We start from the raw sequence: 19,274 nt of genomic DNA, 5'->3' as shown, positions 1-19,274 counted from the left end.
TTGGAGCTGGTACCGCTACTCGGCTACTGCAGCCGCAACTGCCGCGGTAACTGCAGGTGCCACGCGGGCATCCAGCGGGCTCGGCACGATGTAGTCGGCGGAGAGGTCTTCTGCGGCCAGCTCGGCGATGGCGTTGGCAGCAGCGATCTTCATGGCGGGCGTAATGCGCCGGGCGCCTGCATCCAGTGCACCGCGGAAGATACCCGGGAAGGCCAGCACGTTGTTGATCTGGTTCGGGAAGTCGCTGCGCCCGGTGGCAACAACTGCCGCGTACTTCCGTGCGACCTCGGGAAGAACCTCGGGATCCGGGTTGGACAGGGCGAACACGATCGACTGATCGTTCATGAGCTTCAGGTGCTCTTCGTCCAGCTTGGAGGAGGAGACGCCCACAAAGACGTCGGCGCCCGTGAGTGCTTCGCCCGGGCCACCTGTGACGCCGCGCGGGTTGGTGCGCTGTGCAATGCGGGCCTTGACGGAACCGGAGTCGGCGACGAGGTCGGCACGCTTGGCATCCACAACACCCTTGGAATCGAGCAGGACGACGTCCTTGATGCCTACGGCCAGGAGGATCTCGGCGATGGCGATGCCTGCGGCACCGGCGCCGGAGACGACAACCTTGAGGCCTGCGAGTTCGCGCCTGGTCACCTTGGCAGCATTGGTCAGTGCCGCGAGAACCACGACGGCGGTGCCGTGCTGGTCATCGTGCATGACGGGGCAGTCGAGGGCTTCGATGAGGCGCTCTTCGAGTTCGAAGCAACGGGGAGCGGAGATGTCCTCAAGGTTCACGGCACCGAAGCTCGGGCGGAGGCGGACCAGTGTCTCGATGATCTCGTCCACGTTGGTGGTGTTGAGCACCAGCGGGATGGAGTCGAGATCGCCGAAGGACTTGAACAGGGCGGATTTACCCTCCATGACCGGCAGCGAAGCACTGGGGCCGATGTTGCCAAGGCCCAGAACTGCAGTGCCATCGCTGACCACAACAACCAGGCGCTCGGCCCAGGTGTGGGTGCGGGCAAGTTCTGGATTGGCGTGGATCGCGCGGCTGACCTCGGCAACACCGGGGGTGTACGCAATGGAGAGGTCGCGCTTGTTGTTCAGCGGGACGGTGCTGGAGATGGTGAGCTTGCCGCCCTCGTGGGCTGCGAAGATCTCTTCTTCGCTCAGTACCAGGGTGTCGTTGTCAGTAGCAATTGTCTCGATGGACACGTCTTTGTCTCCTCAGGCTAGCCGTGGACCCACGGCATGATTCGGGCAGGAACAGAATTGCTGGTGCGGGCCAAGGGTGTCTGGCCCGGCGTTGCTTCTGCAGGTAGGGGGCTGCTAGCCGCTTCGGTGTTCCCAGCCTAGGGAAGCGCCGAGGGTACAAGATTCAATACCAAGAGAGACGATTCGAGAGTAAAACGTTTATCCAGCCCTGAATGTGATCCAGGTCATGCGAAAAAGCGCATTCTTGGATCCCGCCGGTCTAGACCACTGGAGCTTTTGCGTTATTCACCGGTGAGCAGGCTGCAGGCTTTCTTCAGATCCTTCTCGGCCTCAAACAGCGACAACCGACGGCAGCGGACCGCCTGGACCAGACCGCTGACCAAGTGCAGCAGTATCCGCGCCCTGGTGGCATCCTTGCCGGCATCCTTGCTCAAGGAACCAACCACCTCTTCGGACAAAGCATCAATCTCGCGCAGCAGCTGGGCGGAGTCATCGTCCTTGCCGGCAGGTCGGATGAGGCAATGCTCAACGCCGGGCTGCATGACCCTCAGGTGAAAGATCTCCATCATCAAACCCGCGAGCGCATGGCCTTTTCCTTCGCGGAGGCGGAGCCCGTCGCGGAGTTCCCTGAGCTGTTGCCGGTAGACGGCCAACATGAGATGGGCCGTGGAGGGGAAGTAACGGTACAACGTGCCCAGCGGGACATCGGCCCGGGCAGCAACGTCGGAGAGGCTCAAGGTATCGAACTGCCGCTGGGCGAATCCGGCGGCCGTCCTGAGAATGCGGGCATAGCGCAGCTGCTGCCGCGGGGTGGTGGGTGCGGCAGCCATACGGGGCAGCCCCGTGGTCAGGTCAAGGGAGTACGGTTCCAGTGAGTTTGATGCGGGCATTTCCGGCGATCTCTTGGCAGGCTGACAAGGAAGCGGCCGGCTCGGGGCGATACGTCCCGCGGCTGGCCGATCGCATCAATGATACGGGAGCAAAATGACTGTTTCCTGAGAGCCTTCTTTACGTGGGGGATGCATGCCGTTTCCCGCAATTGCCGATGCCCGCACATACACTTCAGTGAGGTTTGCGGACGGCACGGTGGAGGGACACACATGGGGATATTTCGACGCCGGATGGCAGCAGCGCTGCTGACCGCCGCTGTGGCGGCCATGGCACTTAGCCCCCTGCCGGCGTCGGCCGCGCCCAGCAACGGGCCCGACCCCTTACTTAGCGGTGACGCGTTCGTCGGCAAGAAGCTGACCGCTGAGATCGGCCCGTACACGTTCTACGGCTGTGGCAACGGAAAAGGTCCGGACTATACGGTCTACTGGACCCGGGATGGCTTCCTCGTGGCCGGCGAGACGGCGCGGAGCTATGTCCTTGAGCCTGACGACGCCGGAGCCCGAATGGCCGCGCACGTCACCGCCAGCAAATCGGCCTGCGGCGGAGAGTCCCTGCACAGCGCGGAAACCAAACCTGTGGGAGACGTCAACAGGGCGGCCGGCTTCACCGGCCGGAACTTCGAACTGCTGACACGCGCCAATGATGGCTCATTGCTGCTCTACGGGCGGACGGGCAATGCGTGGGATCCCGCCCGCACCGTGGGCTGGGGCTTCAATATCTTCAACCTGGCGCTCTCCCCCGGCGACTTCGACGGTGACGGCAAGAGCGATGTGATCGTCCGTGATTCCGTCGGCGGACTCTACCTCTTCGGCGGAGACGGCGCGGGCGGCTGGAAGCCGGCCAAATCCATCGGCAACGGATGGAATGTGTTCGACTCCATCGTCAGCCCCGGGGACTTCAACGGCGACGGCCACAACGATCTCCTGGCCAGGGAACCCGGCGGCGCCCTCTATCTCTACCCTGGCAATGGTGCCGGTGGCTGGTTGGCGCGGACCGCCGTCGGGACCGGCTGGAACGTCATGGATGCGCTGGTAACACCCGGCGATTTCAACGGAGACGGCAACGTGGATATCCTCGCCCGTGACCGTAATGGCTACCTGTACTTCTACGGCGGCAATGGCGCAGGCGGCTGGACCCGGTCTTGGCTGATTGGCGTCGGCTGGAACGCGCTCAAGTCATTAGGCGCCGCAGGGGACTTCAACGGTGACGGTTTCCAGGACGTGTACGGCGTTGACCAACAAGGACGGTTGGTCATGTACTCCAGCGACGGCCGAACGGGCTGGAGCGGATCGCAAGTTGTAGGCTCCGGCTTCGGATGGTTCACAGCAATCTTCTAGGAAGATCCCAGCCGCGGTACCATTAACCGCATAAAGTCTGGGGAGGACACAATGAACGCTCCATCATGCCTTAGGTCAGGCGTGCGCCGAGCGGCAGCCGGGATAGCGGCCGCGATCTTCGCAGCCGTGGTTCTTACCCCCGCGCCCGCCATGGCAACCATGGACCCCGAACCGCCCGTAATCTCCGGGGCGCCATATGTCGGTTCCACGCTCACTGTCACCTGGGATCCCTACGCCTATAAGGGGTGCGGCGCCGGAGCCGGCCCGGATACGCGCATCTACTGGACCCGCGACGGCGAAGTGGCAACGGACCACCCCACCTGGCCCAACTATGTCCTCACCGAGGAAGACCGCGACAAGACCATCGCCGCGCACCTCGTGGCCGCCTACCCCTGCGAAGACCTTGAAGTGGCCAGCGAGGAAACGGCACCGATCTCCGCGTCCCACCGGCCCAGCGGCTTCACCGGCCGCAGCGCTTTCGAGCTGCTGGCCCGCCGCTCTGACGGCGCACTCCTGATGTACCCGCGATTGAACAACACGTGGGAGTCCGCCCGGACCGTAGGTGCCGGCTGGAACATCTTCCCCACCGTCTTTTCCCCCGGCGATTTTGACGGCGACGGCGTCAACGACGTCCTGGGCAGGGATTCCGCAGGCGGACTCTACTTGTACAGCGGCAACGGCGACGGCGGATGGACGGGCCCCCGGAAGGTCGGCACCGGCTGGAACATTTTCACCTCGCTGGTCTCACCGGGCGACTTCAACAGCGACGGCACCAACGACGTCCTGGCCCGCGATTCGAGCGGCCTCCTCTACCTCTACCCCGGTGACGGCCACGGAGGGTGGCTGCCGCGATCCGTGGTTGGCCAGGGATGGAACGCACTGAACGCCATCGTCACCCCAGGCGACTTCGACGGCGACACGAACGTGGACGTCCTGGCCCGCGACTCTGCAGGGAACTTGAAGCTCTACCGCGGAGACGGCTTGGGAGGCTGGAACGGCATGTCCGTCGTCGGCCAAGGCTGGAGCGGCATGAGTACCATCGGCAGCGCCGGCGACATCAACGCCGACGGCAAGCTGGATATCTTCGCAGTGGACGGCTCAGGCCAATTGCGCGCCTACTACGGCAATGGCAGCGGCGGATGGGCCGGAGCCGGGGTTGTCGGCTGGGGCTGGAACGGGTTCACCGCCCTGTTCTAGGGTTTGCCGGCGGCCCCGCATGTACCTCGCTGATTCTTCAGGCTTCGGAACCTGGGGCATCTACGGCTTCAAATGGAAAGGCCAACCTGTAGTCGGCAGTGGCTGGAGCGTCATGAATGCTGTGTTCTAGTCCACGCTCTTGATCTTCACCACGAAGACGGCCCCCAAAAGGCCGATGACTGCGGCGGCTATGTACAGCGATACGTAGCCGCCCCAGTCCCTGACGAACGGGAGGGCGATCAGTGGGGCCAAGACTTGGGGCAGCGAGTTGGCGATGTTAATGACGCCCAAGTCCTTCCCGCGGTCCATGGCGGCGGGCAGGACCTGCGTGATGAGCGCGAAGTCCACCGCCAGGTAGGCTCCGAACCCGATGCCCAGCACCAACGCACCGGCAAGTCCACCGATCCATGTCGGCGCAAAGGCCAGAATCAACGAGGCCACGGCGATGATGATGGACGACGCGATCACCAACGGCTTTCGTTTGCCCATACGGTCACTCAATCGCCCACCGAGCACACTGGTGATGATCACGGTGACGGCATACAGCCCGGTGAGGATGAGGACACCAAACTCGGGATCAATGCCCTCGGTTTCCTTCAAATGCACTGCGTCGCTGAGGAAGAACAGCAAGTAAAGCGTGACCATGTGATTGCCCGTGCTGACCAGCAGCCGGGTCATCCACGCCCACGCGAAATCCGGGTAGCGTTTTGGCGAAACCCAGAAGCCTGCGAGGAATTTCCCCAGTTTGAAGGCGGGACGCTCGCCTGGCGGCAGGGGTTGGTCGTCGTTCTTGAAGAGATAAAGCACGACGCCGGCGAGCAGCGCTGCAGCGCACAGCCAGTAGCCAACGGCAAAGTTTCCAGCAACGACGGCGGCGATCACCGCACCGAACAGGATGCCCACTGTCTGGCCCATGGCCGCCAGTCCACCCACGGTTCCGCGCTGTGGCACCGGAACACGGTCTGGTATGGCGGCAGTTATGGCCGAGTACATGGCGTTCGCTCCGGCCTGCACGAGGCACCACAGCAAAGTCATCACCGCAACGTTGGGAGCGCCAGCCAAGGCCACCAAGGCCACCGCACCCAGGATGGCTCCCATCACGACCCAAGGAACACGCCTCCCAAACCGTGAAGTGGTGCGGTCACTGAAGGCGCCGAACAAGGGGTTGGCCACCATTGAAACAGCCGCACCGCAGCCGGTGACCAAAGCTAGGATCGCTTCCTTCTGGCTCTCATCAAAGTGGGCTGCCTGCTGGCCCAAAAGCACTTGGAGGGGGCCAAAGAACGCTGCATTGATACCCAGGTTGACCAGCACGACCCCTGTGGTCCACAACGGCCGGACCCGCTCCACCGGCTCAGCCAGCGCCGTAGTGGTACCGCCGCGGAGAGCGGACGGATCCGGTACCGGACCCGGAAGGTCGGACAGGCTCATGGCAGGTTCCCCCTAGATTCAATGTTTGGACTCAGCCTAGCGCGGCAGCAGGACACTGAACCGATCCGCGCCCGCTTATCCACATAGCCGGAAATGTGCCGCACCACAGGCCCCGCGCAGGGTTACTGTGGCATCAAACCTACAAAGGAGAAGGACCGTGAGTGAGCAAGTAAATACCGCCGATCTCTATGACGAGCGCGGCGAGGAACTGGAGTCCGTCGCCGTCCAGTTTCAAAACCTCGGCGGTCACACACACTTCAGCGGACCGGTACGGACCATTCGGTGCTTCGAAGACAACGCCTTGGTGAAGACCGTCCTCAGCACTCCCGGCGAAGGAGCCGTCCTGGTCATCGATGGCCAGGGGTCGTTGAGGACCGCACTCATGGGGGACATGATCGCGGAAAGTGCAGTGGCCAATGGCTGGTCCGGAGTTGTCATCAATGGAGCTGTCCGTGACCGTGAGGCCCTTGCCCGGCTGCCCCTGGGCGTCAAAGCCCTCGGCAGCAACCCCAAGAAGAGCGCCAAAACCGGCGTAGGCGAGGTGGACGTTCAACTTGTGATCGATCGCGTCCGCATCCAGCCCGGCGTCATGATTTTCTGCGATCCGGACGGCATCCTGGTGGAGCGCTGACGGCGACTTACACCCGCCGTTCAAGAAATATTCTCCTCCCGGGAATCAATCAGGCATTAGGATAGTTACTGAAAGCAACTATCCTGCTTATTTCCCGCTTTTCTGCCACCTCTGGAGAAGATATGTCCAAATCCACGCCCGTAAGGGCTGCCGGTGAGGTCCTGACGCATCGTCAGACGCTCACCGTCATGGTGGGACTCATGCTTGGCATGTTCCTGTCCTCACTGGACCAGACCATTGTGTCCACGTCCATTTACACCATCGCCAACGACCTCGATGGCCTGTCCCTGCAGGCATGGGCCACCACGGCGTACCTCATCACGTCCACCGTGAGCACTCCGCTCTACGGCAAGCTCAGCGACATCTTCGGGCGACGCCCGTTGTACCTCGCGGCCATCGTGATCTTCCTCGCCGGCTCCCTCTACGCAGGGTCGGTCCACTCCATGACTGAGCTGGCAATCGCCCGCGGCATCCAGGGCCTCGGCGCCGGCGGCCTGCTGGCACTTGCCCTGACCATCATCGGGGACATCGTGGCGCTGAAGGACAGGGCCAAGTACCAGGGCTACTTCATGTCAGTATTCGGTATCTCCTCCGTCCTGGGTCCCGTGATCGGCGGAGCCTTCGCCGGCGCTTCAAACATCCTGGGCTTCGACGGCTGGCGGTGGGTCTTCTTCATCAACCTGCCCATCGGACTCGCTGCGCTGGTTGTGGTCTTCCTGTACCTCCACCTGCCCGCACGGCATGTGAAGCAGAAGATCGACTACTGGGGTGCGGCGGCCATTACCCTGGCGATTGTTCCCTTGCTCCTGGTCGCCGAACAGGGCCGTACCTGGGGCTGGGCATCCGGCTCCGCCTGGCTCTGCTATGGCCTGGGCGTGATCGGCATCGTGGCGTTCCTGCTGGCTGAGAAGCGCGCCGGAGACTACGCATTGATCCCCCTGCGCCTCTTCAAGAACACGACGTTCGGGTTGTCTTCGCTGTTGAACTTCATCATCGGCATTGGCATGTTCGGCGCAATCGCCATGCTGCCCATGTACCTGCAACTGGTGAAGGGTCTCACCCCCACCGAGGCCGGCCTGATGATGATCACGTTCACTGTGGGCATCCTGTTCGGCTCCATCTCGGCAGGGCGCACTATCTCCTCGTCCGGCGTCTACCGGATCTTCCCGATCATGGGTACCGCAGTCCTGGCGGCTGCCGCCACGGTCATGGGCCTTGTTCTCGGAGTCGACACGGGCCTATGGGTTCCCGGCCTGATTGCCGTGTTCTTCGGTGTAGGCCTGGGCTTCTGCATGCAGCCCCTTACGCTCGCCATGCAGGTCTCCGTTCCGCCCAAGGACATGGGTGTTGGAACTTCCACTGCCGCGTTCTTCCGGTCCATGGGCGGGGCCGTAGGTACCGCAGTGTTCATCTCCATGCTGTTCAGCACGGCTGCGGACAGGATTGCCGACGGCATGAAGTCCGCCGCTTCCAGCCCGGACTACCAAGCAGTCATGAAGGATCCTGCTGTGGCAGCCGATCCCGCGAACGCCAAACTCTTCGACTTCTTCAAGAACGGCGCCAATAACGATTCCCTGAATGACACCAGTTGGCTCCATTCGGCCAACAGCACGCTCACCAGGCCCATCACTGAAGGATTCGCCCAGGCAATAGACGTGGTCATGCTCACTGCGGCCGGCCTGATGATCATCGCATTCCTCATCAGTTTCGCGTTGCCCAACAAAAAGCTCACCGACCCCAAGGCCGCGGTCAAGGAGTCCGTCCCGGCCCACTAGGCGCCGTCCTTTGAATGACGAAAGGCAGGCAGTCTTCGGACTGCCTGCCTTTTCGGTTCAAAAAAGAGTGCTGGGACCCCACTAGTGGGAGGAACGGACCAGCCCGTGGGCGTGGTCAAGATCCCCGCGCAGGTCACGGTCGCCAACCTCCACCGGGAGCGTGAAACCCGCCCGCATCATGGCGCGAAGCCGCGGGCTGGAGAATTCCTCCGGTTGCCGACCTTGGAGCCGCAGGGCCCGCGAGGCACAAACGAGTTCGACGGCCGTAATGGTCGCCAGCGCATGCGCGGTGGACTGCAGTTGAGCCGTTGCCGTGCTCGCGAAGCTTGCGTCCTCCTCAGCTCCCAACGACAACACCACAGTCTGCAGGCTGGTGGGCTGGGCATTCGCACGGATCCGCCCCACGGCGGCAGCAGCCACGTACTCCATCATCATCACACCGGATTGTCCCGTCCCGTCTTCAGCCAGGAACGGATGCAAACCGGTGTAGTTGGGGTCGCACAGAAGATCAATCCTTCGCAGATGCGTTGCGCAGGCGGCACCAATGGCCAGCTGCAGGGAGTCCGTACGACGTGCAAGGTTGGTCATCTGAAAAAGCCCATGATGGGCTACGTCGTTTGAACCATCGGACGTCGTGCCATGGACCAGGGGATTCTCATTGCCCGCTGTCACCAGACGGCTCAATAGAGTACCCAAGGCCGCGAGTTCCTCAGCTTGAGATCCGAAGACCTGTGGCAGGGTCCGCAAGCAATAGGGGTCCTGAATTCGAGCGGGCTCACCACTGCCTTGGACCAAGCCATGAAAAGTGGTCGCGGCTTCGGCCACGGCAGGGGTGTCCGCCGCCGCTGCCACGGCCTGGCTGAGCGCCTCCGCGTTGCCGGACATCGCCACGAAGGACAACGCCGCAACTGACGCAGCGTTGTCCAGGAGCCCCGACAATTCCTGATGAGCAAGAACGGCCTGGGCAATGGTCAGCGCGCTGGAACTGATAAATGGTAGGGCATCCGCAGTAGCCCAGCCCTCCACGCTGCGTTGCGCCCCTCCCCCGCCCAGGGGTTCGCGTTCCCCGAGCATCGTGAGCGCAGTACCCGCCAAGGCTTGTAGATCTGCCGTGCCGATGCCCCCGAACTCCCGGATTTCAGGGACAACATCCTCGTTGATCAGCCCGGAGAGCGCCACCGCTATGGCGGGGTTGATCCCCGATCCTCCGGCTGCCAACTGGGAGAGCCTGACCACCAACATCGCGCGGACGGTCCTGCGGTCCAGCGGCCTGCCCGCATCCACCGCATGGCTCCGGAGCAGCTTGAGCCCGTGAGTATCGCCCCCGTCCCCTTCGGCCAAAGCAACGGTCCGATTCGCGCCGACCCCCGTTGAGCGGCCATAGACAGGCCGCCGTAAGGCTGTCGCAACGGCTGACTCCTGCGAGGCGGCCATACGGCTCAACGCCTCCGGGGTCAGCTGGACGGAAGCGCCGTCGGCAACCGCTGCAATATCGGCCAAAGCCAGGTTCCGGCCATCGATCTCGATCATGGACCGATCCTTTCATCCGTCGTCGACATGGTGTTCCCCGCAGGGTGGCAGGTGCAGTAGCCGTTCGCAATCACGGCCACCACACCTGCCAGCTAGTCGGTTTCCGGGGCAATACGGACTGGGTTCCACACTTCCGGGGTCCGGACAGGAAGCCTTTCCCGCGGGACGGCGTCCGGCCATTCGGCCCGGGCGTGCGAGGACTCGGAGAGCGTCGAGGCCTGCACCGTCGTGGAGCTGGTGGACACGCTCATTGGCCCTCGTTCATGGGGATGCGGACGCCGCGTTCATTGGCGACCTCGAGGGCGCGGTCGTAGCCGGCGTCGACGTGGCGGATGACGCCCATGCCGGGGTCGTTGGTCAGGAGCCGTTCCAGTTTCCGGGCCGCCAGTTCGGTGCCGTCAGCAACGGAAACCTGGCCAGTGTGGATGGACCGGCCAATACCAACACCACCACCGTGGTGGATCGACACCCAGGTAGCACCCGAAGAAGCAGCGGTCAGCGCGTTCAGCAGCGGCCAGTCAGCAACCGCGTCCGAGCCGTCCTTCATCGACTCGGTCTCCCGGTACGGGGACGCCACGGAACCCGAATCCAGGTGGTCACGGCCGATCACGATCGGAGCCTTGACCTTGCCCTCGGCGACGAGCTGGTTGAACAGCAGCCCGGCCTTGGCGCGTTCGCCGTACCCGAGCCAGCAAATACGTGCCGGCAGGCCCTCGAACTCCACCCGGTCCGCGGCGGCGTCGATCCACTTGTGCAGGTGCTTGTTCTCCGGGAACAACTCCTTGATCGCTTCATCGGTGACACGGATGTCCTCCGGATCACCGGAGAGCGCGACCCAGCGGAACGGGCCCAGGCCCTCGCAGAACAACGGACGAATATACGCAGGGACGAAACCGGGGAACTCGAACGCCCGGTCATACCCGCCCTTCCGGGCCTCATCCCGGATCGAGTTACCGTAGTCAAAGACCTCGGCCCCGGCGTCCTGGAACTCCACCATCGCCTGCACATGGCGGGCCATGGACGCCTGCGCCTTCTTGGTGAACCCTTCCGGATCAGCTTCGGCCTCGGTGTGCCACTCGGCCACCGTGATGCCCTCCGGCAAGTAGGACAACGGGTCATGCGCGGACGTCTGGTCGGTGACCACATCAAACGTGACCTCCCCGGCTTTGTGGCGGCGCAGCAATTCAGGGAACACCTCGGCTGCGTTACCTACGTACCCGACGGACCAGCCCCGGCGCTCATCCTTGGCGGCCTGGACCTTCGCGATCGCGGTGTCCAGATCGGTTTCCACCTCGTCCAGGTACCGCTTACCCACACGCCGACGCAGGCGGGACTCGTCCACATCAACAATCAGGCACGCGCCATCATTCAAGGTCACGGCCAACGGCTGCGCGCCGCCCATGCCACCACACCCACCGGTCAACGTCAGAGTCCCCGCCAGCGGTCCCTCCGATGAGCCTTCCACGGCACTGGTTTCCAGAGACACAGCCGGGTGGCGTCCCTCCGCAGCGAGCTTATTCCCCACCGCAGCAAAGGTCTCATACGTGCCCTGCAGGATGCCCTGAGTGCCGATGTAGATCCATGACCCAGCCGTCATCTGCCCGTACATCATCAAACCCTCAGCCTCGAGCCGACGGAACTCGGGCCACGTCGCCCAATCCCCCACCAGATTCGAGTTGGCCAGCAGCACGCGCGGGGCCCACTCATTCGTGCGGAACACACCCACCGGCTTACCGGACTGCACCAGAAGGGTTTCGTCTTTCTCCATGGTTTCCAGGGTCCGGGTGATCGCATCGAACGCAGCCCAGGAACGCGCTGCGCGGCCGGTTCCGCCGTAGACCACCAAGTCATCCGGGCGCTCGGCGACCTCGGGATCCAAGTTGTTCATCAACATGCGCAACGGCGCCTCGGTCTGCCACGACTTGGCAGTAAGTTCAGTACCCCGCGCGGCCTTGACCGGACGGGCACCAGTAGTGAAATCGGCAGTCATTCTTTACTCCTATGAATCCGGTAGTCCGGGTAAGAACAGCGGGCTAGCCCAGGTTCTTGGTCTTGAGCCATTCCTTGGCGATTTCGCCGATGTCCTCGAACTTGGCCACACGGCCGTTCATCGCAATCAAGTCCTCAGTGGTCAGCGCCGCAGAGACTTTATCCAGGGTTTCCTTGACGGCGTCCGTGGACTTCTTTGCATTGATGACGGGAACGATGTTCTCGGACAGGAAGAGATTCTTGTTGTCCTCAAGTGCCACCAGGTTATTCTCGGCCAGTGCGGGATCCGTGCTGAAAAGGTCGGCCACCTGTACCTGACCGGAAAGCAGGGCGTTCAGCGTGAGCGGCCCACCGGCGTCGAGCGCTGAGAATTCCTTGAACTCAAGGTTGTAGACGGACTTCAGGCCGGCCACGCCGTTGAGGCGGGTCTTCCACTCCGGCGGGCCGCCCAGGACGAGATCCTTGGCAACGGGCTGGAGGTCCTCGATGGTCTTCAGCTTGTACTGATCGGCGATTTCCTTCTTGACGGCCAGGACATCCTTGTCCTGCGCTTCGGAAGCCGTCAACACTGCGAGGCCGGCCGGAATCTTGGTAGTCAGTTCCTTGGCGACGTCCTCGGAAGAAACAGCCTTGGTGGCGGAATCGAGGTACTGAAGGAGCGCGCCGCCGTATTCGGGCATGAGGTCAATGGAGCCATCCTTGAGCGCGGGAATGGTGACCTCGCGGCTGCCGATGCTCGGCTTCTCCGTGACATCGACGCCCTTGGCTTTGAGGGCCTCGGCGTAGATCTTGGCGATCAACTGGCTTTCCGGGAAATCGGCCGAACCGACGATGATGCTGTCGCCCGGGGCTCCGGCTGCTGTGTTGGACGAGCTCAGGGGGTCCCCGCCGCCGCAGGCGCTCAGGGTGATGGCGGCAACGGCCGCAAGGGTGAAACCAGTCAGGTACTTCTTCATGTCAACTCTCCTGGAAGGGCGCTTACAGGACATGCAGCGGCCAGGTGGGGGTGGGTGGAGGTGTGCAAAAGGGTAGTGGCTAGACCGTGGCGGGGGTCTTCACGGGTTCGGCCGCAGGAGCCGACTTGATGGTTCGCCGCGTCAGTCCTGGTGAGACAACCCGGCGGGTGATGAAGGCGAGAAGCTGGTCGAAGAACAGGGCCAGCAGAGCAACGAGGACGGCACCTGCGACCATTTGGCTGTAGTCGTTCTGGGCTTTGCCGTCGATCAGGAGACGGCCAAGCCCGCCGAGCGAAATGTACGCAGCGATGGTCGCCGTCGAGATGATTTGCAGCAGCGCGCTGCGGACACCGGACAAAACCAGCGGAAGCGAGCAAGGAAGCTGGACGTCCGTGAGGATCTTCATGGTGCGGAAGCCCATGCCTTTAGCGGCGTCGACGGCGGCAGCATCCACCGCTCGAACGCCGGCATACGTGTTGGTCAGGATGGGCGGCACGGCCAACAGGACCAACACGATCAGGCTCGGGAGGACGTAACCCATCCGGGAAGGGAAGGCCGGCGAAATGAGCAGGACCAACAGGATCAGCAGGCCGACACTGGGAAGTGCCCGGAGTGCGTTGGCAAGGCCTGCGATCATGAACACGCCCTTGCCGGTGACGCCGATGTAAATGCCAAGGGGGACGGCGATGACAGCCGCAACGGCCAAGGCGATCAGGGAGTAGAGGAGATGTTCGGCGATCAACGTCGGGATGCCGTCGGCGCCGGTCCAATGCGCGGGGTCGAACAAGTAGTTCACGATGCCACCACCTTGGGGGTCCACGGTGTCATCCACCGGTTGATAAGGATGATCAGCCCGTCCAGGATCATGGCCAGGACCACGCAGAGCACGATGCCCGCGATAATCGGCGTGAAGAAACGGAGCTGGAAGCCCTGGGTGAACAGGGAGCCAAGCTGCGGGATACCCAGCAGCGCGGCTACGGAGACGAGGCTGACGTTGGACACGGCCGCAACGCGCAAACCTGCGCAGATAACGGGAACGCCCACGGGAAGTTCAACTTTCAGGAGGCTCTGGTAGCCGCGGTAGCCCATGGCCTTGGCCGCTTGGACGGTGTCCTCCGGAACGGAATCAAGGGCATCTGCCACTACCCGTACAAGCAGGGCCACGGTGTAGATGGTCAGCGCTGCCACAATGTTCATCGGGTCCAGGATCTTGGTGCCAAGGACCAGCGGCAGCAACACGAACAGTGCAAGCGACGGCACTGTATAGAGGAGGCCGGCAACTCCAACCAGCAGCGGGTAGATCCGGCGGCTCCGGTGCGCCCACCAACCAAGGGGCAGCGCGATGAGCAAACCCAGGATCAGTGGGGTGACGGCCAACAGGACGTGCCAGCCGAACAGGAAGACGATGTTGTCGAACTGGCGGCCCAGCCACTCGAAGTTCATCGCGCCGTCTCCAAGTGAGGCTCGGCTTCGATCGCTTTGACGACGTCCGTGGCGGTCACTGTACCGATCAGCTCCCCGTGCTCGTTGACCACCACACCGCGGCGGCTGGGAGAGGAAAGTGCGGCGTCAAGGAGTTGGCGCATGGTTCCGGATGCAGCGGCGGGGATGCCGCTGAGGTTCAGGTTCTCGCGCTTCACCTCACCGTTGAGAAGCTCCGGCTGGGCCCAACCGAGAGGCTTCCGGCCGCCGTCGACCACCAGCACCCACGCACCCGACGCCTTGGCTCGGGCTTCATCGGCCGAGGCTCCCAGCTGGATGACGCTCTCTTCGCCAATGGCCACTGCCCCGGCAGTCTTGGTAAACCCGAGGGAACGGTAGCCACGGTCGCGGCCAACAAAGTCGGCCACAAACTCGTCAGCCGGCGCCGTGAGCAGCTCGGAGGGAGAAGCCATCTGGGCAAGCTTGCCGCCGACGCGCATCACGGCCACCTGATCGCCGAGTTTCAGGGCTTCATCGATGTCGTGTGTGACCATGATGATGGTCTTGCCGATTTCGCGCTGCAGGCGCAGAAACTCTTCCTGCAGCTGGGCACGGACCACGGGGTCCACGGCGCTGAAGGGCTCATCCATGAGCATGAACGCGGGGTCCGATGCCAGCGCCCGGGCAACGCCGACGCGCTGCTGCTGGCCACCGGAAAGCTGCCACGGGTAGCGCTTGGCGAAGCTGGCGGGCAGGCCAACGCGCTCCATCAGTTCGAGTGCCGTGGTCCGGGCCTTCTGGCGGCTCTCGCCGAGGAGGACCGGCATGGTGGCTACGTTGTCCACGATGGTCTTGTGCGGAAAGAGGCCTGCGTGCTGGATGACGTAGCCGATCCTGCGGCGGAGCAACGCTGCGTCCATGCCGGAGGTGGGCTGATCGTCCAAGTAGATGGTGCCGCTGGTGGGCTCGATGAGGCGGTTGATCATCCTGAGCGAGGTAGTCTTACCGCAGCCGGAGGGGCCCACAAGGATGGTCAGCTTGCCGGTCGGCGCCTCCAGGTTGAGGCCATCGACGGCGACAGTACCGTCCGGGTAGGCCTTGGTGATATTTTCAAACTTGATCATTTTGCTTCCATGCTTTCCTGGGGTAGCTCATGGTTGTCGGTGGTCAGGGTGAGGATGTTGTCAGCTTCCTCCACCAGTTGCTGGCCGAACTTGAGGGCCTTAAGCTCATCGACGCGGTAGCTGGGAACCACGATGCTCAGCGAAGCCACAGTGCGTCCCCCCATCACTACCGGCGCGGCAATGGCCGTGACGTCGTCCTCCACACCGCTGCGCACTACGGCAAAGCCACGCTCAGGATGTTCTCCCTTGAGGACCTGGCCGGATGCTGTGCCTTCGAGCGGGATGCTCCGCCCGACCCAGCTGGAGTGCCTGATCGAATGAGTGCCCTCAACGATCGCGATGTAGATTCCCGTGTCCCCAACCCCGGGAATGCTCAGATAGCAGGATTCGCGCGTTGTTGCGACGAGCCTCTTCATGGCCGGTGTGCACAACGAGACGAGTGATTCCTTGCCGAGTGCGAGTGCACCCAGCTGGATGATGCTGGCCCCCGGACGGAAGTTGCCGCCGTCGTCCCTTGAGACAAAGCCGCTGCCCTCTAGGGTGCGGAGGAGGCGAAGGGCGGTGCTCGGCGAGAGGTCGGCGAACCTGGCCGCGTCGCTCAACGCAATTGCCCCTTCCGAGCAAACGGCTCCCAAGAGCGCGAGCGCCCTCTCTACTGTTCGTGTGGAGGAATCAGCCATCACACACCTTCGCTTTCCGTGGTCCAGATCACTCTCTTGCCATTCAGTAAAAACCAAGTTTCATTAAATGGCAAGGGCTTTTGGGAAGATTGCTCGGGATTCCGGGATATGAGACTCTCCACGTCCCTTGACGGTGCGGGAGTGTTTCCGGCGTGTTAATAGTCTCGAGAACCCTTGTCATGTGGTGGCATCTGGTTTTTACTTGGTGGCAGTCTCTCAATCGGAGGAAAACGTGGAAACCGTCAACCAGCTCCTTGCCTCAATCCAGGATGTGGGCCGCGATGCGGTGCGCGGAGGATATTCCAGGGCCGTCTATACAACTCCCGAACTCGATCTCAGGCAGTGGTTCATCGAACAGGCCGAACAACGCGGCCTCGACGTCGAAACGGACCGCAACGGCATTATCTGGGCTTGGTGGGGAAGCCCTCAGGACGGCGCACTCGTCACTGGCAGCCACCTGGACTCGGTCCCCGGCGGAGGCGCATTCGACGGACCCCTCGGCGTAGCTTCCGCCCTGGCCGCCATCGACGTCCTCAAGTCCCGCGGAGTCCAGCCACCCCGCTCGCTGGCCGTCACGGTCTTTCCCGAAGAAGAAGGGTCCCGCTTTGGTGTGGCGTGCCTCGGTTCACGGCTGCTCACCGGTGCGATCGCCGTCGACAAGGCCCTGAACCTGCGCGACGTCAACGGCGACGCTTTCGCCGACGTAGCCCGCGCCAACGGCCTGGATCCCCACCATATGGGGCCCGACCAGGAGGCGCTGGCGCGGATCGGCGACTTCGTTGAATTGCACGTTGAACAAGGCATAGGCCTGGCGCAGGACGGTCCTGCCATCGCGGTGGGGAGTTCAATCCTGGGTCACGGCCGCTGGAAGATCAGTGTCAACGGCCAAGGAAACCATGCCGGCACCACACTGATGGCAGACCGCTCCGACCCGATGGTGGCTGCCGCCAAAATCGTGATCGCTGTTCGCGACACTGCAGCCAAGCAGCCGGACGCACGGGCAACAGTCGGCCGATTGACCCCCGTTCCCGGCGGAACAAACGTCATCGCCTCGCGCGTCGATCTATGGCTTGACGCCCGCCATCCCGACGACGCCGTGACCGCCCACCTCATCGAAGCGATCTACCGTTCGGCGCAGGAAGTTGCCGCCGCCGAAGGGTGCACCACCACCCTCACGGAAGAGTCCTATAGCGATACCGTGCATTTTGATCCCGGGCTGAGCCGACGCATCAGCGGACTCCTGCCCGGCGCTCATGTACTCGCAACCGGGGCAGGGCACGATGCCGGAGTGCTGGCCGGATATGTTCCCTCAGCAATGGTCTTTGTCCGCAACCCCAGTGGAATCTCGCACTCGCCGGAAGAATACGTGGCTGACGAGGATGCGTCTGCGGGCGCGGTTGCCCTGGCCGATGTGTTGGAGGGACTGCTGTGAGCACGTTCTGGTGCGAGACGGCCATCGTCGCGGCGGATGGCAACCCGGCGGACAGGCAGGCGGACAGCCAGGCGGACGGCCTGCCGGCGTCGGTAGTTGCCTCGGGGGTGCGCGTAGAGACCCACAACGGCCGCATCTCCAGCATCACCGCAGGGACCCAGCCCCAACCCGGCGACACGACACTGGCAGGCGTCGTCTTCCCTGCTGCTGCCAACGCCCACTCGCACGCTTTCCACCGCGTCCTGCGCGGACGTACCCATGACGGACGCGGAGACTTCTGGGTGTGGCGGGAACAGATGTACAGGAGCGCGTCCGAGCTGACTCCGGAAAAGTACCAGAGGCTTGCCACCGCTGTCTTCGCTGAAATGGTGGTCACTGGCTTCAGCAGCGTGGCTGAATTCCACTACGTCCATCATGAACTCGACGGCACACCCTACGCAGAGCCCCACGCCATGGAGTTGGCCCTCGCCCGGGCAGCAATGTCAGCAGGGATCCGCCTCACCCTTTTGGACACTTTGTACCTGGCCGGGGGAATCGGGACGCCGCTCAGTCAAGAGCAGATGAGGTTCGGGGACGCAGACGTACAAGCCTGGCTGGACCGGCTCGCTTCCCTGCGATCGACCATTGCCGCGCATTTTCCACCTGAGATGGTGAGTGCCGGCGCTGCCCTGCACTCCGTCCGCGCGGTGCCGGAAAATACCCTGAAGGTTGTTGCCGAACAGCTGCCCCGGGATATCCCTCTTCACATCCACCTGAGCGAGCAACCGGCCGAGAACCAAGCCTGCATGGAAGCCTATGGCACCACTCCGGCGGGGCTCCTGGAACGCTACGGGCTGCTGTCCACGAGGCTTTCCGCTGTCCATTCAACGCACCTGACCCAGGACGACATCGCCCTGCTGGGAAGCGCCGGAACCACTGTGGTGATGTGCCCCAGCACTGAAGCCGACCTCGCGGATGGTATCGGTCCAGCGCGGCAGCTTTCCGACGCCGGAGCCACCATTGCCCTCGGCACCGACCAGCACGCGGTGATCGATCCTTGGATTGAAATGCGCACCCTGGAACACGGCGAACGCCTTCGCAGCGGCCAGCGCGGCAGGTTCACACCGGAGGAACTCCTCCGGGCAGCAACGGACGGAGCGGTCCGTTCCATGGCCACCCCGGTGGCGCCGTCTGCTCTCAAGGTTGGCGCCGTCTGCGACCTCATGGTCCTGGACCCCGCTTCCACCCGGACTGCGGGATCCCGGCCCCAGCAGTTGGCGTTCAGCGCTACGGCGAGCGACGTCACCCATGTTGTGGTCGGCGGAGAGCTGATCGCCTCGCACGGCGTTCACACACATCTCGGCAAACCGGGCAACCTGCTGACTGAGGCGCTCAAGGAGCTCTCCTAGCGTCGCGCCTTCTTCCCGGAAGCTGACGACGGCGGCACTGGACTTACGCGCCCATGCTCCGTGCCGCCGTCGTGAGTTGCGTTCAATAGGTTGGCGCAAAACCCCAGATCAAGCACACTCGTTGCCTTAAGGCCACCTTCCAGGTGACTCGCAGGCCATGAAATGGATTCATGCATTAACAACGTGAATGCATGTCACCTGAATCACCGTGACTGGAACTTGCTTGATGCGCCGTGCCACACTGTGTAGCGCGAGTGCACCGGCGTCCCCGTCGGAACAGCCGAC

General features: G+C 63.2%; 17 protein-coding genes. 6 read left to right on the top strand and 11 right to left on the bottom strand.

Going from position 1 to position 19,274, the window contains the following annotated elements:
* Positions 1 to 15 precede the first annotated feature (15 nt).
* Both ACFRJ9_RS07670 and ACFRJ9_RS07665 read right to left on the bottom strand, forming a co-directional pair.
* Entirely contained in the window at positions 16 to 1,206 is a 1,191-nt protein-coding gene (locus ACFRJ9_RS07670) for an NADP-dependent malic enzyme (protein WP_377666094.1), read from the bottom strand.
* A 281-nt stretch (positions 1,207 to 1,487) separates the two neighbouring features.
* The gene (locus tag ACFRJ9_RS07665; protein WP_377666092.1) at positions 1,488 to 2,096 is read right to left on the bottom strand and encodes a TetR/AcrR family transcriptional regulator; all 609 of its coding nucleotides are present in this window, start codon (positions 2,094 to 2,096) and stop codon (positions 1,488 to 1,490) included.
* 210 nt (positions 2,097 to 2,306) lie between these two features.
* Between ACFRJ9_RS07665 and ACFRJ9_RS07660 the strand changes: the two genes are divergently transcribed.
* Both ACFRJ9_RS07660 and ACFRJ9_RS07655 read left to right on the top strand, forming a co-directional pair.
* A complete protein-coding gene (locus ACFRJ9_RS07660) occupies positions 2,307 to 3,434 on the top strand; it encodes an FG-GAP repeat domain-containing protein (protein ID WP_377666090.1) in 1,128 nt (375 codons plus the stop codon).
* A 51-nt stretch (positions 3,435 to 3,485) separates the two neighbouring features.
* Complete coding sequence (locus ACFRJ9_RS07655) at positions 3,486 to 4,631, top strand: FG-GAP-like repeat-containing protein (RefSeq protein WP_377666088.1); 1,146 nt, start codon at positions 3,486 to 3,488, stop codon at positions 4,629 to 4,631.
* 126 nt (positions 4,632 to 4,757) lie between these two features.
* On the opposite strand, the gene ACFRJ9_RS07650 is transcribed toward ACFRJ9_RS07655, so the two are convergent.
* On the bottom strand, positions 4,758 to 6,062 hold the full coding sequence (locus tag ACFRJ9_RS07650) for an MFS transporter (protein WP_377666087.1): 1,305 nt from the start codon (positions 6,060 to 6,062) through the stop codon (positions 4,758 to 4,760).
* Between the two features lie 157 nt (positions 6,063 to 6,219).
* On the opposite strand from ACFRJ9_RS07650, the gene rraA reads away from it, so the two are divergent.
* Together rraA and ACFRJ9_RS07640 are read left to right on the top strand one after the other, a co-directional pair.
* The gene (rraA, locus tag ACFRJ9_RS07645; RefSeq protein WP_377666085.1) at positions 6,220 to 6,693 is read left to right on the top strand and encodes a ribonuclease E activity regulator RraA; all 474 of its coding nucleotides are present in this window, start codon (positions 6,220 to 6,222) and stop codon (positions 6,691 to 6,693) included.
* 122 nt (positions 6,694 to 6,815) lie between these two features.
* A complete protein-coding gene (locus ACFRJ9_RS07640) occupies positions 6,816 to 8,468 on the top strand; it encodes an MDR family MFS transporter (protein ID WP_377666083.1) in 1,653 nt (550 codons plus the stop codon).
* A gap of 81 nt (positions 8,469 to 8,549) precedes the next feature.
* On the opposite strand, the gene ACFRJ9_RS07635 is transcribed toward ACFRJ9_RS07640, so the two are convergent.
* The 8 genes from ACFRJ9_RS07635 to ACFRJ9_RS07600 form a co-directional block, all read right to left on the bottom strand.
* Positions 8,550 to 9,998 carry an aromatic amino acid lyase gene (locus ACFRJ9_RS07635; protein ID WP_377666081.1) on the bottom strand — a complete coding sequence of 483 codons (1,449 nt, stop codon included), beginning with the start codon at positions 9,996 to 9,998 and terminating at the stop codon, positions 8,550 to 8,552.
* Between the two features lie 92 nt (positions 9,999 to 10,090).
* A complete protein-coding gene (locus tag ACFRJ9_RS07630) occupies positions 10,091 to 10,249 on the bottom strand; it encodes a hypothetical protein (RefSeq protein WP_377666079.1) in 159 nt (52 codons plus the stop codon).
* Positions 10,246 to 11,988, bottom strand: a complete 1,743-nt coding sequence (locus ACFRJ9_RS07625; RefSeq protein ID WP_377666077.1) for a urocanate hydratase — start codon at positions 11,986 to 11,988, stop codon at positions 10,246 to 10,248. The genes ACFRJ9_RS07630 and ACFRJ9_RS07625 overlap by 4 nt, the downstream gene beginning before the upstream one ends.
* 43 nt (positions 11,989 to 12,031) lie before the next feature.
* The gene (locus ACFRJ9_RS07620) at positions 12,032 to 12,943 is read right to left on the bottom strand and encodes a glycine betaine ABC transporter substrate-binding protein (RefSeq protein WP_377666075.1); all 912 of its coding nucleotides are present in this window, start codon (positions 12,941 to 12,943) and stop codon (positions 12,032 to 12,034) included.
* 79 nt (positions 12,944 to 13,022) lie between these two features.
* Positions 13,023 to 13,763, bottom strand: a complete 741-nt coding sequence (locus ACFRJ9_RS07615; protein WP_377666073.1) for an ABC transporter permease — start codon at positions 13,761 to 13,763, stop codon at positions 13,023 to 13,025.
* The gene (locus ACFRJ9_RS07610) at positions 13,736 to 14,386 is read right to left on the bottom strand and encodes an ABC transporter permease (protein WP_377666071.1); all 651 of its coding nucleotides are present in this window, start codon (positions 14,384 to 14,386) and stop codon (positions 13,736 to 13,738) included. The genes ACFRJ9_RS07615 and ACFRJ9_RS07610 overlap by 28 nt, the downstream gene beginning before the upstream one ends.
* Entirely contained in the window at positions 14,383 to 15,489 is a 1,107-nt protein-coding gene (locus ACFRJ9_RS07605) for an ATP-binding cassette domain-containing protein (protein ID WP_377666069.1), read from the bottom strand. Before ACFRJ9_RS07605 ends, ACFRJ9_RS07610 begins: the two co-directional genes overlap by 4 nt.
* On the bottom strand, positions 15,486 to 16,169 hold the full coding sequence (locus ACFRJ9_RS07600) for an IclR family transcriptional regulator (protein ID WP_377666067.1): 684 nt from the start codon (positions 16,167 to 16,169) through the stop codon (positions 15,486 to 15,488). Before ACFRJ9_RS07600 ends, ACFRJ9_RS07605 begins: the two co-directional genes overlap by 4 nt.
* 232 nt (positions 16,170 to 16,401) lie before the next feature.
* Between ACFRJ9_RS07600 and ACFRJ9_RS07595 the strand changes: the two genes are divergently transcribed.
* Positions 16,402 to 17,601 carry an allantoate amidohydrolase gene (locus tag ACFRJ9_RS07595; RefSeq protein WP_377666065.1) on the top strand — a complete coding sequence of 400 codons (1,200 nt, stop codon included), beginning with the start codon at positions 16,402 to 16,404 and terminating at the stop codon, positions 17,599 to 17,601.
* Positions 17,598 to 18,989 (top strand): formimidoylglutamate deiminase, encoded by a 1,392-nt coding sequence (locus ACFRJ9_RS07590; protein ID WP_377666063.1) that lies wholly within the window; start codon positions 17,598 to 17,600, stop codon positions 18,987 to 18,989. Before ACFRJ9_RS07595 ends, ACFRJ9_RS07590 begins: the two co-directional genes overlap by 4 nt.
* Positions 18,990 to 19,274 lie beyond the last annotated feature (285 nt).

Source organism: Paenarthrobacter sp. NPDC056912 (assembly GCF_042786555.1).
Classification (GTDB): domain Bacteria; phylum Actinomycetota; class Actinomycetes; order Actinomycetales; family Micrococcaceae; genus Arthrobacter.
This window is presented reverse-complemented; position numbering and strand designations above follow the sequence as displayed.